The following is a 14,557-nucleotide window of genomic DNA, read 5'->3' on the forward strand; positions in this document are numbered from 1 at the left end:
TCGGCCCGCAGCGCGGTGCCGGTGTTGCCACCGGTCCGTTTCTGCGGGCCGCTCGCCGAACCGGGCGTGCAGCTCTCACCGCACCCGGCTCCCACGGCTTCTGCGTCAGGCGGTAACGGTTGCGGTCTTGGTCCAGGGGGTGGGGATGCTGTTGCGCCGCCGGTAGCGGGTGACCCGCGTGGAGGCGATGTCGAACAGCTCAACGCCGTCTGCGTGGATGGGCCGCCATCCCCTTGGGGTGCGGAGCCATCGGCGGACGTCGCGCCACCTCCAGCGACGTCGGGCCTTGAGCATCCTGATGACGCGCCACCACACGAAGTGAGACAGCGTGTCCCGGGTGTGCTTGGCCACGGCGTGCCGGAAGTAGGCTGCCCAGCCGCGCGTGATCTGGTTGATCCGGATCAGCACGTCCCTGAGCGGGATCTGCGACGACCTGTGGGTCAGGGCACGGATCTTGCCTCGCAGCGTCCGCAATGCGCGGGCGCCGATAAAGGTGTAGAGGTGCCACTTGTCGGCTGTCCCCCTTCTTGCGGCGCCGCCGGATGCGGAACCCCAGAAAGTCGAACTCCTCGTCCACGTGCACGATCTGTGTCTTCCCGGGGACAGGCGAAGACCGACCGGAGCAAGCACGTGGACGGTCTCTTCATGCAGGGCTTCGGCGTGGTCGCGGGTGCCGAACACCAGAATGACGAAGTCGTCCGCGTAGCGGACGAGCCGCCAGGTGGCGTGGCCCTGCTTCCTGCGCCAGTGGCGCCGTCCCTCGGTATCCATCCGTCCGCCGGGCTCCCAGTCGTGGTGGAAGTGCTCGTCGAGCACCGACAACGCGATGTTGGCCAGCAGTGGGGAGAGGATCCCGCCCTGCGGTGTCCCGGTCGGGCTCCTCGCCGAGTTCGGTGAGGAGCCCAGCCTTAAGGAAGGCTTTGACCAGGGACAGCACACGTTTCCTTCACCCGTCCTCGCACTCGGTCCATCAGGGCCGTGTGATCGATCGAGTCGAAGCACGCCTCGATATCGGCGTCCACCACCCAGTGGTAGCCGCGGCTGCCGTAGAGGTGGATGTCCGAGATCGCGTCGTGTGCCCGCCGGTTGGGCCGGAACCCGAAGGAGACCGGTTTGAAGTCGGCCTCGAAAATCGGTTCCAGTACGAGTTTCAGCGCTGCCTGGACCACCCGGTCGGTGATGGTGGGGATGCCGAGCTTCCGCACCTTGCCGGACCCGCCCGGCTTGGGAATCTTGCGTTCCCGTACCCGCTGCGGGCGGAACTCGCCGCTCATGAGCGCGTTCCGCAGGTCGCCCAGGAACCCCGGGACGCCGATCTCCCGCTCGATCCGGGCGACCGTCAGGCCGTCCGTTCCAGCGGTCTTGGCCCCGCGGTTGCCCGCGACCCGGTCGAACGCCACCTTCAGCGTCGCCGGGGCGTGCACAAAGTTGAACAGGTCATCGAACCGGCGGCCAGGGTCGGCCGCCGCCCAACGGTGGAGCTTGGTCTGCATCTTCGATACCCGCGACGCGGAGCCAAGCGGCTCCGGGTCCGGGGCGCCGCCGTTCGGCGGCGCGTCTTTCGACATTGCAGTCTCCCTTCATCCGTGAAACCGCTGCCGTCCTTCCCCATGTGGCCGGCTCTCCCGGCCTCGGAGTACTACGACGGCTCCGCCCCTCCTGGTCCGTTCGGCCGACGGTGGGCCTATCCCGAACGGCGGATTGTCTGCCCGCCGCCGGGAGCCGTGACCAGGCGGTTCCCGTGTTCACCAGTTGATCGTTTCCCGGAGGAGGCGCCCGACTTTGCCCCTGCGGCATCGCCACGGCTACGCCGCAGGCTTTCACCGTGGCCTCCGGGCGGACGCGAGAAAATCACCGCCCGGGAGTTCCCCGCCCCAGCCATCGAGGAGGGCGCGCACCGCGACCGGCCCAGATCCGTCAGGTTCGAGCCGGTGACCACATTGAGGGAGTAACACGCCGGTTCCTTACGTACACCTTTCCGAGTCGCTCGCCGGACCCGCCCCATCTGACGGTGCTGGACACGTCCCGGCTTTGTCAGGGCCGCTTGCCACCCTCCCCGGCACCTCCCGGATCAGGCTGCCCTCAGCTTCGCCAGCCCGCTGCGACGGCCCGACGGAAGAGGTCTTTCACCCCCTCACGATCAACCAGCGCCTCACGGCGCACTCTCCCCGTGGGTGAGCCCCTTCGCCGACAGCGACAGGACCATCTCGTCCACGCCGGTCAGCCGCCGCTGCCGCTTCCTGACGATCTGCGGCTCGAAGGTGCCGGCCACGTCCCGCGGGACCTTGACCTCGACCGGCCCGACGTCGGTCAGCACGGTCTTCGCCCTCGTCCCGTTGCGGCTGTTGCCGCTGCCGCGGCCCTCGGCATCGTGTTTGTCGTAGCCGAGGTGGTCCGTGATCTCCCCTTCTAGGGCCGACTCCAGGACCCGCTTGGTCAGCTGCTGCAGCAGTCCTCCCTCGCCGGTCAGCTGCAGGCCCTCGCTCCGGGCCCGGTCGACCAGCATCGCGATCAACTGCTCGTCCGACGTGCCGGACCCCGCCACCTCGGCAACAGGCTCCTGCTCGATCGTCATCTCACTCACTTGGCGTCTCCATGATCAACAGATCCGCCGTTTATCAGACACTCCCGATCTCGACCGTGATGGTGTTCAGCGAGAGGCGCGTTGCGCCTCGACGATGAGCCTGCCGCTGCTGTCCGGGGCTCCCCGGCGCTGCAACCAGGCCGCCAGGGCCGGGTACTGGACGGACAGAGCACACGTCATCCGGAGTTTCAGGGGGGCCACGTTGACCTCCCCGAGATCGCGTTCGACTGCCCTGAGCACGGCTCCCGCCACCTGCTCTGGGGTTACGGCCTGCGCTCCGCGGGGCAATGGTGCCCCTGTCCTCGCGAACATGCCCGCTCCCGCGACGAATCCCGGCTGGATCAGGGAGACCCCGACGCCCGCGGGCCGAAGGTCGGTACGGGCCGCGTGCGCGAAACCCCGCAAGCCGAACTTGGACGCCGTGTAGAGCGAGGACTGCGGGGTGGCGGCCTTGCCGGACATCGACCCGATGAGGGCGAGATGCCCCCGGCCGGCCGCGACCATCGCCGGGGCGAGCAGCCGCGTCAGCAGAACGGTCGACCCCAGGTTCACCGAGAGGGCCCGTTCCACCTGCTCCGGGGTGTACTCGAGCAGGTCCCCGCTGGCCGGCAGCGCGGCGTTCGCGACGAGGACTCCGACCCCCGCGCAGTGCTCGGCGAGTGCGATCACGTCCTGGCGATCGGAGAGGTCGGCCGCGAACCATCGGGCGCCCAGCGGCTCGGCCACCTCCCGCAGCGCCCCGGGGTCGCGACCGCTCAGGATCACGTCAGCACCCGCTCCGACGAGTGCGGCGGCGAGTACCCGGCCGATGCCGCCGGTCGCGCCGGTGAGGAGCACCCTCTCTCCTCTGATTTTCATCGACTCAGCTCCCGAGCTAGTTCCGAAGGGACGTCAACCATGACCTGGGTCACCAGCGGTGATGCACCTGGTCCCGTATCCGCGCGTCGTACAGGTCCCGCAGCTGGTCGAGGAGGGGCTGGGGCAGCGGTGCCAACGACCCTACGGCGGCGTTGGCGCGGGCCTGGGCCGTCGAACTCGCGCCAGGGATGACCGAGGTGACGCCCTCCTGCTGGGTCACCCACCGCAGCGCCGCCTGAGCCGGGGTGATCCCGTCGGGTGCGAGCTCCGCGAACTCCGCGGAGGCCTCGACCGCCGTTGCGTAGTCGACGCCGGAGAAGGTCTCGCCGACATCGAACTGTTCGCCGTTCCGGTTGTACGAGCGGTGGTCGTCGGCGGCGAAACGGGTCTCCCGCCGGAACTTCGCGGAAAGCAGCCCCGAGGCGAGCGGCACCCGGGCGAAGACGCCCACGCCTGCCGCAGCCGCCTCCGGCAGGACCCGCTCCAGCGGTTTGCGCCGGAAGATGTTGAGGATGATCTGGACCGAGGCGACACCCGGCCGGCGGATGGCGCTGAGGGCCTGGTCGCATGTCTCGACGCTCACCCCGTAGGCCGCGGTCCGCCCCTCCTCGACCAGCGTGTCCAGGGCGTCGAAGACCGCGTCGGACGCGAACACCTCGTCCGGTGGTGTGTGCAGCTGCACCAGGTCCAGCCGTTCGGTCCCGAGGTTCTCCCGCGAACGGTCCGCCCAGGCACGAAGGTTGTCCAGGGTGAAGGAGCCGGCTTCCTGCGGACCCCGGCGCCCGAACTTCGTCGCCACGGTCGGCCGCTCCGCCGGCGAGGCGCGGAAGTCCCGCAGGAACCTCCCGATCAGCCGCTCGCTGCGGCCATCGCCGTAGACGTCGGCGGTGTCGATGAGGTCGACGCCGCCCTCGACGGCGGCCTCGAGGACGCCCCGGACATCCGCTTCCGGGATGTGGCCCCAGCCGTCCCCGAACTGCCAGGTGCCCAGTCCGACGGCGGAGACCTTCCGGCCCGTCCCGGCCAGTTCACGCCTTTCCATGAGCGCTCCTCCTGTGGTGCGCGGGGAGCGGAACACCGGTCGGGCCTCCGCTCGGGAACACCTCGTCGATGAACTGGTTACCGAACTTGCCGTCCGGGTCCGCCTTGGTGCGCAGTTCGGTGAAGTCCGGCGCACGGCGGTACAGGGAACGGATAGTGGGGCTGCTCATCTCCGTGAGCTTCGCCCAGTGCGGCCGGGCACCCAGCGGGGCCAGACGCTCCTCCACCGCCTCGATCACGGGACGGACGCGGGCGAGATCCCGCGTCCAGGTGAAGTGGAAGGTCACCGAGTCCCTCTCGTGCGCTGGGCTCAGCCACAAGTCGTCACCGCGTACGGTCCGAACCTCGGAGACCTGCAGTACGGGCGCCAGCACGCCGGAGAGTTCCTGGAGCGCCGCGAACGCGGCCGGCGCCGCCTCTCTCGGCAGGAAGTACTCGGACTGCAACTCGTCGCCGTCGTCTCCGGCGCTGCCCGCCAGGGTGTGCGGCAGTCGCTCGTGCCACGGCCCCGGCAGGCCGGCCTGAGGGGTGCAGTGGGACGGGTCGTCGCCTGGCACCGGGGCCAGCGGCCCGTCCGCCAGAGCCCCGAGTTCCAGTTCGGTGGCGGGCCGGTCGGTTCGTCTCTTGAGCCACAGGACGGCGTCGTCGCGCCACAGGGTGAATGCGCTGACGCTGTAGGCCGCCCCGAACGCCTCGTCGAAGCGGGCGCACAGCTCGTCGAGGGACACGGCGGTCCGCAGCGACTGCGCCACTTCGAAGGATGGCTCGATCTCCAGGGTCAGCCTGGCGGTGACCCCCAGTGCTCCGAGCGATACCACCGAGCCGGTGAACGCGTCGCCGTCGACGTCGCGGCGCAGGGTGGTCAGATCTCCCTCCGGTCCGACGAGTTCGACGCCTGCCACTGATGCGGCAAGGCATCGCTGCCCGTCGCCCGAACCGTGGGTCGCGGAGGCAGCCGCCCCCGCGACGGTGATGTCAGGCAGCGAGGCCAGGTTCGCCAGGGCGTATCCCGCCTCGTGCAACTCGGCCGAGAGATGTGCGTAGCGGACGCCGGCGCCGACCGTGACGGTCCCAGATCCGGCGTCGATGCGGATCTCCGGTGGCAGGCCGTCGAGACGAACGAGGGTGCCACCGGTGGCGAGGATGCCGCTGAAGGAGTGGCCGGCGCCGAGCGCCCGTATCCGTTCACCGCGCGCGACGACGTGCCGCAGTTCCTCGAGGGACGCCGGCCGTTCAACGGAGGCTGTGCCGAGGTCGATGTTTCCTGCCCAGTTCTTCACGCGACACCTGCCGGGCGGGCTCTGGCACAGTCGGACATGGCCTCCGCCAGGACGAACTCGTATCCGCGTGCCAGCAGCCCCTCGATGATCGGGGCGAGGGAGTCGACCGTAGGCGACCGGTCACCCCCGCCGTCGTGGAGGAGTACGACGGAGCCGGGGCGCACGTCGGCCAGGACGTCCCGGGCGATCACGTCGGCCGGGCGCAGGGCCCAGTCGTCGGGGGCGACGTCCCAGAGAACCGTGGTGGTCCCGGATTCGCGGAGCCATCCGAGGACCTCCGGTGTACGGGCCCCGTAGGGCGGGCGGAACAGGTGGGGCACGTCACCGCCCGTGGCCTGCGCGATCGCTTCCCCCGCACGGTCGATCTGTTCGGTCAGCCCGGCCCGGGTGAGCTCGGGCAGGAACGGGTGCGACCAGGTGTGGTTGCCTATCGTGTGTCCCTGCTCGCGCATGCGCAGCAGCTGTTCGCCGCCCTCTCCCGCCACGTGGATGCCGCAGCAGAAGAAGGTGGCCGGGACCTCGTAGCGTTCCAGCACGTCGAGGACCCGGCGAGTGTATCGCGGCAGGGGGCCGTCATCGAAGGTGAGAGCGACCTGTTTGCTCGTACGGTCTCCGTGGCTGAACAGGAGTCCCGACGACTCCAACTCCAGGTCGGCCTCGGCCGATCCGGCGATCCAGGCGGCGAGCAAGTCCTCCCGGCATGTCTGGGTGCCGCGGTGCCGTTCCAGTTCGACCAGGGCGTCCGCGTGGAGTGCCGCGGCTCGCGCGATCTGCTCGGCCTCGACCGAACCGAACCGGGGGGCGGAGGGGAGCAGAGCAGGGTCGGCGCGGTGGACGCGCAGGCCGGCGGCCATCAGGCGGCCATCGATGGTTCCGTTGGTGCTGTCGACCACGAGGGTCGTCGGGGCGTCGAGTCCCTTGAGCAGGGAAACGAGTTCGGGCACCCGGTGCGAGGGGTGGCCGGTGGGCTCCAGGACGGTGCGGCCTGCCTCGTCGACTACTGCGAGGCGGTATCCGTCCCGGTGCCAGGATATTCCTGCGTACAGCATGGTTCCCCCTCGCTCACTCGGGCTTTGAGTAGACGCTGAAGTGGCGTTCGGCAAAGAGTTCCGGCCAGTCCTCGCGCGCCAGCCCGTTCCGGCGTGCACGCCGGAACGTCTCCCGCCAGTAGGGCTTGACCGGTGGCCACAGCGTCCCGGTCTGACAGTAGGAGGCATCCACGAAGTACCGGGGGCGGCCGGCGGCGTGTGGCTTGGCGCGGCGGGCGTGGAAGAGGGCCGAGTTGAGCAGGATGGTCGAACCCTCCGGCAGCTCCTCGATGTACTCCTCTCCTGGCAGCACCGCTGTACCGAGGTGCCAGCGCGCCCCCTTGGCGGTGACTTCACGGTGGGAACCGGGCAGGACGGCGAGTCCGGCCATATCCGGTTTCATACCGTCCAGGTAGTGCAACGCGTGGATCATGGTGTGCGGGCGGTCCTGCGGAAGGTGCTGCTCGTAGTCGTGGTGCCAGGGCTTGCCTGGCAGGGAGGGCGCGTGCCGGTCGCTGTGCAGGTGGTGGAAGACGAAGTCCCGTCCCATCAGCTGCCTCAGGATCTGGAACAGGGGCTCGTGGGTGAGCAGTTCACCGTGGGCGGGGAGGTCCAGCTCCATCACGTCCGGCACGCCATGGGTGTCGGGATCGAGGGCCGAGGCGATCGACTGTGCGCGCAATCCCGCGTCGACCCAGTGGTCGACCTCCGGCTTGAGACGGTCCACCAAGTCCATGGTGAGGAAACCGGGCAGCGCGAGATAGCCGCTGTCCTGGAACTGCCGGACCTGTTCGCCGTCCAGCCGCAGTGTTGCCGCGGGTGCGGCAGGGGTCTGCATAGGCACGGATTCGACTCCGTTCTTGTTCGGTGGGCGCGGGGGTGATCCGGTACGGCGGATCCGCGGGCGTTTCTCGCCCCTCTCCGGTACCGGGTGACCGGGTCCGGCCCCCGCGACGGATGTGTTTGCCAGATCTTGCCAATAGAGTTGACTAGTTCGGAACCGGTGGAGTGCAGGTGATTTTCGGGCCACCGGGAGCTTGCCGACCTCGACCCGTTGCCCACTTGGGCCGCCGGGCGCCGGGCTGGATCCCCGCAGTCCCGCTCGCGGTCGTCGCGATCCACCGCCGGTGACACCGTCCGTCTTGTGCGCGGCCGATCGAGAAATTGCTGGTGGACGCCCCGAGCGATCACCGGGCCTCCGGTGGGGCCTCGTCGGGCCGTGCACCGGAGGGCGCTTGACGGGAAGCACACCACCGGGGCCACGAGACGTGCCGGTGTTCCGGTCCGGCCTGTCGCCGTTTCGTGAAACCGGCAAGGCCGAGCCCAAGCCCTTACCGCTGACTTGCCAAGAATAGTATCGACTGGTTCTCTCATTTGGCAATGCTTGCCAAGGGGCAACTTGCGTTCACCCTGCCGGTTGCTGCACGAGCACCACCTCTGGTGCCGGTCATTGGCGAGACTTTGTCAAACATGCAGCTCGGAGATAGGATCCTTGTTGCCTGAACCGCGTGAGCAGGGGGCAGTTCCTCTGCCAGCCAACCTGACGCTCCAAGGAGGGCCGCTTTCGCGCATCACGCGTGGTTCACCCCCTGTCCGGACGATGCTGGGATTCGCCAGGTGCAACAGCCCCATTTTGGCCGCCGCCTCAAGCAGTTGAGGACTGAACGCGGCCTGTCGCAGTCCGCGCTCGTCGGGGACGGCATGTCCACGGGATACCTCTCGCGGCTGGAATCAGGGGCACGGAGACCTACCGACCGGGCCGTCGACTACCTGTGCCGACGGCTCGGCGTGGAGCGGGAGGCCTTCGAGGAGCCGGGCAGGCGTCCCTTCCTCCAGGCCCTCGCCATCGCCTCCTCGGGCGAGGCGCCCGCCGCAGAAGTCGACGAACTGCTGGGTGGGTCGGATGCCGAGGACCCCGCCCTCCAGTGGCACGCCTTCTGGCTGATCGCAGGGCGCAAACAGCGGCAGGGGCAGGTTGCGCAGGCGCGCGACGGTTTCAGGGAAGCGGTCCGGATCGCCGACGAACTGGACGTCCCTGAGCTGCGTTGCCGTGCGCGTACCCAACTAGCCCGGTGCCTGCGCTCCCTGGGCGAGTTCGACGACGCGCTGACTGTCGCCGAGCAGGCGTACCGGGTGACGCGCGACGCGGAGCTGCCCGGGCCCGAGGCCGGCGCGGCACTGCTCACTCTCATCTCCTGCGAGGCCGAGACCGGCCGGCTGCCGGACGCACGCGCACACGCCGACGAACTGCTCGGACTCGTCGGCGACTCCGACGGCGCCCCGGCGGCAGAGGCGCGCTGGGCCTCCGCGACCGTCCGGGTCCGCCAGGGCGATTACGACGGCGCCCAGCGACTGCTGGGTGAAGCGCTCGACCGGCTGGCCAGCGGCGACGACCTGCTGCTCTGGCTCCGGCTGCGCCTGGCTGCAGCCTCCCTCTCCCTTCAGTCCCGCCCCCCGCTGGTCACGAGGGCCGCGGCTCTCCTCGCGGAGGCGGAGCCCGCGGTCGCACTGGTCGGCACGGACGTGACCCGGCAGGAGCTGGCCGCGCTCCGGGCTCGCCTGGCCTTCCACCAGGACCGTCTCGACGACGCCCGGGAGATCGTCCGCTCACTACGCGACGAACCGCAGCGCCTCAGCCATCGCGATCAACTCAGGTTCCAGGTCCTGGAGGCCCAGCTCATGATTCTCGGGGGCGAGCGAACCGAGGGGGCGCAACGACTGCGGCGGCTGGGCGAGGAAGCGCAGCGCGGAGCCGACGTGGACCTCGCGGCCGAGGCGTGGCGCCTGCTCGCGGAGTCGCTGGTTCCGGAGGAATGAGAGCCGGCCCGGCGTGGCGCCTCCCAGGGGCGCCGTCGAGCAACTGGCCAGGGTGCACGGCTTTGACAGGCCGCCACACAGCGGAGCGAAAAGGGAGTGATGCACGGTATGCGCATGCACGCGAACGAGGCACGGACCGACGAGTCGCTCGTGCGTTCCCTGCTGCGCGGCCAGTTCCGTCACCTGGCGGGCCTGCCCATCAGGCGACTGGCGTCCGGCGGCACCACCAACGCGATCTACCGTGTGGGAACGGGGGCCACCGTCCGGCTGCCCCTGTTGCCCGGTGGCGTCGAGGCGCTGGAGCGCGAGGTGCGCTGGTTGTCGCGGCTCGCCCCGTCGCTGCCGTTCCCGATCCCCGAGGTCATCGGGCTCGGAGAGCCGGCCGAAGGCTACCCCCACCGGTGGGCCCTGCACCGGTGGGTGGCGGGCGAGGTGCTGGTGGAGGGCTGCACGGATGGTCAGCGGACGCTGGCGCGGGACCTGGCCGCTTTCGTGACCGCGTTGCGCGGAATCGATCCCGAGGGCGGCCCCCGCTCGTACCGGGGAAGCCCGCCGGTGAGCGTGGACACGGAGACGCGCGACGCGATCGATGCCCTGCGGCGCACCGAGGAACCCTTCGAACCGGACGCGCTGCTCGCCGCCTGGGATTCGGTCCTGCGGGTCCCGCACTGGACGGGACGGGACCAGTGGTCCCACTCCGATCTGATGCCGTCGAACCTGCTGGGGGCCGACGGCCGGCTGACCGCTGTGCTCGACTTCGGCACCGTCGGCGTGGGGGATCCGGCCATCGATCTCATCCCCGCGTGGAACCTGCTATCCCCGGCTGGCCGGTCCCGCTTCCATGACGCTGTCGACGTCGATGAGGCCACCTGGGCCCGGGGGCGCGGCTGGGCTCTGTCCATGGCGCTCATCCAACTGCCGTACTACCGGCGCACCAACCCCGTCATCGCCGCCAACGCCCGCCACACCATCGGCCAGGTGCTGGCCGCCCGCTGACGGCGCCCGCTCCGGCGGCGTGGCCGTCTTCAGCCGATGAGGGCCTGGGTGATCTGCCTGGTGGTCTGCGCGGCGACCCAGGGGTTCACCGCTGCGTAGTTGCTGTAGGCGTTGAGCCCGGTGGCCAGGGCCCACCCGCGGCCCCGCATCCACGTGGCGTCGTCCACGCCGAGGGCGGCGCGGAACAGCCGCCGGCACCGGGGAGACATGAGCGTGAAGGCGATGGTGAGATCGCAGGCCGGATCACCGAAGCCCAGTTCACCGAAGTCGATGACGGCGCTGAGACAGCCGGCGACCGTCAGCAGATTGCCGGTGTGGAGATCGCCGTGACACCAGACCGGCGGCCGGTCCCACGCCGGGGCGGCGAGTGCGGCGTCCCACAAGCCGGTCATGGCGCAGGCGTCGAAGACGTCGCGGGTCTTCGCGATGGCCTCGCGGGTGGCCCGGTCCCGGACTGCCAGCGGCGCCACGGTGAGGCCGTCCCCGGAGCGCTCGGGGGCCGTGGGCACCGGTACGGCACAGTGGAGGGCGAGCAGGAACTCCGCCAGGGCCGTGGCCGCCCCGGCTGAGTCGGACAGTGCGTCGGACGTCGCCCTCTCCCCTTCCAGCCAGCGGGCGAGCGACCACTTCCACGGGTATCCGAAGGCGGGCTCGCCGACACCGAGCGGCACGGGTACGGCCAGCGGCAGGTGGGGCGCGAGCAGCGGCAGCCACCTCAGCTCCCGCTCCGCTTGGCCTACCGCTCCCGGGTGACGCGGCAGCCGGACCGCCAGTTCGTCCCCCAGCCGGTAGATCACGTGGTCCGACCCTGCCGGATCGACCAGCCTCACAGGCAACTCGGCCCATTGGGGGAACTGGGCGCCTACCAGACGTGTGGCCAGACCGGCATCGATCGCGGGCCGGTTGTTCGCACTGCTCTCGATGCTCAACTGCTCTCGATCCTCACGTGTGTTCTCCGGGCAGCTCGTCCGTACGGTCCTGGGCCGCGGACGCCATGACAGTGCGGACGCTCCCGCTCCACCACCATTTTCCCGTCCCTGCCAGCGTCAACGTGGCTGCGGCCGCCACGTGCCGGGCGGCGACCAACCGTCAGGTCCCGGATGGGCGCGGTTCTGCGACAGCCGGAGGCAGGTTCCGCACGGCGGGAATTGCGAGGAGTACCACGATCACCGCCAGGTTGACCACGGTCGAGACCGCAAGGAGCCGGTGGGCGCCGACGTGCTGGGCGACCGGACCCGCGAGGGCACGACCCGCGGCCAGGGACAGCACGGAGCCGGTCACGTCATAGGCGTTGAGCCGGTTGAGCGCGGCTCGCGGGATGTGCGTCTGCATCGAGGTGCTCCACATCACGACCCAGAAAGCCAGCCCCGCGCCACCGGCGAAGAGGGCGGCGGCGATCAGGGAGGCCGGAGCGGAGACCGCGAGGGCGAAGGTGCTGAGGGCTACCCCAAGCAGGGCCAGCGTCCCCGCGGCGAGGGGCCTGCGAGGACTGGTCCGGAAGGCCACGAGTCCGCCAGCGACGTTCCCCGCCCCCTGGACGGCCATCATCAGGCCGAAGACGCCCGGCCCGTGGTCCTCGGTGATGAGGACCGCCTGGAGGGGGAGTTGCGCGCCGAGCGAAGCCAGCGAGTACACGGTCCACACCGCGATCACCGTCCACAGCCAGGTCCGCGAACGGAACTCACGCCATCCCTCGGTCAGGTCAAAGAGCAGGGACGTCCCCCGCGGCGCCGTCGCCGTCCGCCGGCGCATCAGGGCGAGGCACAGTCCGCTGAGCGCGAAGGTGGCGGCGTCGACGAGGAAGAGGGTTGAGGCGCTGCTGAACCCGGCTATGACGCCGGCGACTGCGGGACCGGCCGTCATCATCAGCGACTCCGTCACCCGGATGGCGGCGTTGGCCTGACGGACCGAGTCCGTTACGGAGGGGATGGTGCTCGCGATGCCGGGCTGGAACAGGGCTGCGCCCACCCCGTTGACGGCGCTGAGCAGGTAGACCAGGCCGAGAGGCGGGGTGTCGGTGGTGAACAGGACGGCAAGGCCGATCGTCACCACAGCCCGTCCCGCATCGGCGAGGATCATGAGAGTGCGGGCGGAGAAGCGGTCGGCCAGGACCCCGCTGAAGAGCACCAGACCACCGAAGCACGCCGTCCAGGCTCCGAGGGCGAAGGAGACCGCAGAGGCACCGTGCCCGGTGGCGACGAGTCCGAGGGAGAGGGCGACGGGCACCATGCCGTCGCCGAACCGGGACACGGTCCTGGAGAGGAAGAACACCAGGAACTCGCGGTTCCGTCTGAGTCCGGCTGCCCCGGGCCCGGCCGTTTTGGCCGCTGACGCGGGTGATGCCTCGTGCGTTTCCATGTTGCTTCGTCTCCGGTCCGTGGGGACTCCCACGTCAGTTCTCCGCCGTGGCCCTCAGCAGGGCCAAGTACTCCGGACCGACCGTGGTGATGTCACCGGTCCCCACGGTCAGTACGAGGTCGCCGGGGCGTGCGATTTGGGCCAGGCGGGGCACAACCTCGGCGCGCTCGGGGCAGTAGTGGACGCGATCCGCCGGCAGCGGCACCCGGTCCGCGACCAGCGCCCCCGTGATCCCCTCGATGGGCTTCTCCCGGGCGCGCGAGACATCAGCAACGATCACTTCGTCGGCCTGGCCCAGAGCGGCGGCGAATTCGGCGGGGAAACGGCGGGTGGTGGTGAAGAGGGGCGGCTGGAAGACCACGACCAGCCGGCCGTCCCCTGCCACCTGCCGGGCCGCCCGCAGCTGCGCCGTGACCTTCGTCGGATTGTGCGCGTAGTCGTCGTAGACGCGGATCCCGGCCTCCGTGCCCCGGAACTCGAAACGTCGTGCGACCCCCCGGTACTCGGCGAGACCCTCGACGACGCGCTCGACGGGCAGACCGAGTTCGAGCGCGGCCAGGAGCGCCGCGGCCGAGTTCTGCGCCATGTGGTGGCCGGGGGACGCGATGCGGACGGTCGGCAGCGGCGCCCCGCCGAGGGCGCAGTCGTAGGTGGTGCCATCGGCCGTCACGGTGATCCCCGAGAGGCGCAGGTCGGCCCCGGGTGACTCCCCGAAGGTGCGTACCCGCATGTGGGGGCGGGTGAGTTCCGCCAGGCGGGCGGCGCCCGGGTCGTCGGCGTTGACGACGAGGACACCGCCCGGTGTGACGCGGTGCGCGAATTCCTCGAAGACCCTCGCGTACCGCTCGGGAGTGCCGTGGAAGTCGAGGTGGTCGTCACTGCCGACGTTGGTGACGATGGCGACCTCGGGGGAGAGCAGCAGGAAGGAGCCGTCGCTCTCGTCGGCCTCGGCGATGAATAGTCCTCCCGCCCCGTGGTGCGCGTTTGTGCCGAAGCCGCTCAGTTCGGAGCCGATCGCGAAGGACGGTTCGGCTCCGCAGTGCTGCGCGACCGTCGTCAGCATGCCGGAGGTCGAGGTCTTGCCCGCCGTGCCGGCCACCGCGACCCTCCGGTGCCCCTCCATGACGCCGGCCAGCGCCGCGGCGCGCGGCATCACTCGCAGGCCGAGCGCGCGGGCGTGTGCCAGCTCCGGGTTGTCCTGGGCAACGGCGCCCGACACGACGACAGTGCCCGTCTGCGGCAGGTGAGCCGGGTCGTGGCCGACGTGCGCGTCGATGTCGAGGGCGCGCAGGGCAGACAGCCGGGGCGACTCCTTCGCGTCGGTGCCGGAGACCGCTACGCCCCGCTGGGCGAGGAGCCGAGCGATAGCGCTCATGCCGGCACCCCCGATGCCGACGAAGTGGACGGGGGCCAGTAGCCGGCCCTCGGGCTCCGCCCCGTCCGCAGGACGGGCGGGCCGGGTGTCGGGGGAGGGGGTGAGCGTGCTCTGCTCCGTCATGCCGGGCCTCTCGCAGCTGTGTTCAGGATTAGGCAAACATTGCCAGTCTTGGGCAAGGTTTGGCAAGAGTGTGTCGGTGCGGCTACGTTGACGACGT

Annotated in this window: 12 protein-coding genes and 1 pseudogene; 2 read left to right on the plus strand and 11 right to left on the minus strand. The window is 70.3% G+C overall.

Annotation, left to right across the window (positions count from 1 at the left end; translation table 11 throughout):
* Window positions 1–105: 105 nt before the first annotated feature.
* The 8 genes and pseudogenes from ACWGKJ_RS33270 to ACWGKJ_RS33305 form a co-directional block, all read right to left on the minus strand.
* Window positions 106–816: a group II intron maturase-specific domain-containing protein gene (locus tag ACWGKJ_RS33270; RefSeq protein WP_385026772.1), complete on the minus strand. Its 711-nt coding sequence runs from the start codon at window positions 814–816 to the stop codon at window positions 106–108.
* Window positions 817–908: 92 nt separating this feature from the next.
* Complete coding sequence (locus tag ACWGKJ_RS33275; RefSeq protein WP_385026769.1) at window positions 909–1,568, minus strand: reverse transcriptase domain-containing protein; 660 nt, start codon at window positions 1,566–1,568, stop codon at window positions 909–911.
* 596 nt (window positions 1,569–2,164) lie between these two features.
* Window positions 2,165–2,575: pseudogene (locus ACWGKJ_RS33280) on the minus strand (transposase); the annotation flags it as partial.
* 75 nt (window positions 2,576–2,650) lie between these two features.
* Window positions 2,651–3,442 carry an SDR family NAD(P)-dependent oxidoreductase gene (locus ACWGKJ_RS33285; protein WP_385026766.1) on the minus strand — a complete coding sequence of 264 codons (792 nt, stop codon included), beginning with the start codon at window positions 3,440–3,442 and terminating at the stop codon, window positions 2,651–2,653.
* A gap of 49 nt (window positions 3,443–3,491) precedes the next feature.
* A complete protein-coding gene (locus ACWGKJ_RS33290; RefSeq protein ID WP_385026764.1) occupies window positions 3,492–4,484 on the minus strand; it encodes an aldo/keto reductase in 993 nt (330 codons plus the stop codon).
* Window positions 4,471–5,763: a D-arabinono-1,4-lactone oxidase gene (locus ACWGKJ_RS33295; RefSeq protein ID WP_385026761.1), complete on the minus strand. Its 1,293-nt coding sequence runs from the start codon at window positions 5,761–5,763 to the stop codon at window positions 4,471–4,473. The genes ACWGKJ_RS33290 and ACWGKJ_RS33295 overlap by 14 nt, the downstream gene beginning before the upstream one ends.
* Window positions 5,760–6,812, minus strand: coding sequence for a polysaccharide deacetylase family protein (locus ACWGKJ_RS33300; protein ID WP_385026758.1), 1,053 nt, complete (start codon window positions 6,810–6,812; stop codon window positions 5,760–5,762). Before ACWGKJ_RS33300 ends, ACWGKJ_RS33295 begins: the two co-directional genes overlap by 4 nt.
* Before the next feature lie 13 nt (window positions 6,813–6,825).
* Window positions 6,826–7,629 (minus strand): phytanoyl-CoA dioxygenase family protein, encoded by an 804-nt coding sequence (locus ACWGKJ_RS33305; protein ID WP_385026811.1) that lies wholly within the window; start codon window positions 7,627–7,629, stop codon window positions 6,826–6,828.
* 779 nt (window positions 7,630–8,408) lie between these two features.
* Between ACWGKJ_RS33305 and ACWGKJ_RS33310 the strand changes: the two genes are divergently transcribed.
* Together ACWGKJ_RS33310 and ACWGKJ_RS33315 are read left to right on the plus strand one after the other, a co-directional pair.
* Window positions 8,409–9,608, plus strand: coding sequence for a tetratricopeptide repeat protein (locus tag ACWGKJ_RS33310; RefSeq protein WP_385026755.1), 1,200 nt, complete (start codon window positions 8,409–8,411; stop codon window positions 9,606–9,608).
* Between the two features lie 114 nt (window positions 9,609–9,722).
* Window positions 9,723–10,604, plus strand: coding sequence for an aminoglycoside phosphotransferase family protein (locus ACWGKJ_RS33315; RefSeq protein WP_385026752.1), 882 nt, complete (start codon window positions 9,723–9,725; stop codon window positions 10,602–10,604).
* Between the two features lie 29 nt (window positions 10,605–10,633).
* Here the strand turns inward: ACWGKJ_RS33315 and ACWGKJ_RS33320 are convergent, their stop codons facing one another.
* From ACWGKJ_RS33320 to murC, 3 genes are all read right to left on the minus strand, one after another.
* Window positions 10,634–11,533, minus strand: a complete 900-nt coding sequence (locus ACWGKJ_RS33320; protein WP_385026750.1) for an aminoglycoside phosphotransferase family protein — start codon at window positions 11,531–11,533, stop codon at window positions 10,634–10,636.
* 160 nt (window positions 11,534–11,693) lie between these two features.
* A complete protein-coding gene (locus ACWGKJ_RS33325) occupies window positions 11,694–12,962 on the minus strand; it encodes an MFS transporter (protein ID WP_385026746.1) in 1,269 nt (422 codons plus the stop codon).
* Between the two features lie 34 nt (window positions 12,963–12,996).
* On the minus strand, window positions 12,997–14,460 hold the full coding sequence (gene murC / locus ACWGKJ_RS33330) for a UDP-N-acetylmuramate--L-alanine ligase (RefSeq protein ID WP_385026743.1): 1,464 nt from the start codon (window positions 14,458–14,460) through the stop codon (window positions 12,997–12,999).
* Window positions 14,461–14,557: the final 97 nt, after the last annotated feature.

This window comes from Streptomyces sp. NPDC054757 (assembly GCF_053612185.1).

Coding starts and splice junctions, on each gene's coding strand:
- ACWGKJ_RS33275 (WP_385026769.1), bottom strand. CDS start 1,568: ATGTCGAAAGACGCGCCGCCGAACGGCGGCGCCCCGGACCCGGAGCCG.
- ACWGKJ_RS33285 (WP_385026766.1), bottom strand. CDS start 3,442: ATGAAAATCAGAGGAGAGAGGGTGCTCCTCACCGGCGCGACCGGCGGC.
- ACWGKJ_RS33290 (WP_385026764.1), bottom strand. CDS start 4,484: ATGGAAAGGCGTGAACTGGCCGGGACGGGCCGGAAGGTCTCCGCCGTC.
- ACWGKJ_RS33300 (WP_385026758.1), bottom strand. CDS start 6,812: ATGCTGTACGCAGGAATATCCTGGCACCGGGACGGATACCGCCTCGCA.
- ACWGKJ_RS33305 (WP_385026811.1), bottom strand. CDS start 7,629: ATGCAGACCCCTGCCGCACCCGCGGCAACACTGCGGCTGGACGGCGAA.
- ACWGKJ_RS33315 (WP_385026752.1), top strand. CDS start 9,723: ATGCACGCGAACGAGGCACGGACCGACGAGTCGCTCGTGCGTTCCCTG.
- ACWGKJ_RS33325 (WP_385026746.1), bottom strand. CDS start 12,962: ATGGAAACGCACGAGGCATCACCCGCGTCAGCGGCCAAAACGGCCGGG.
- murC (WP_385026743.1), bottom strand. CDS start 14,460: ATGACGGAGCAGAGCACGCTCACCCCCTCCCCCGACACCCGGCCCGCC.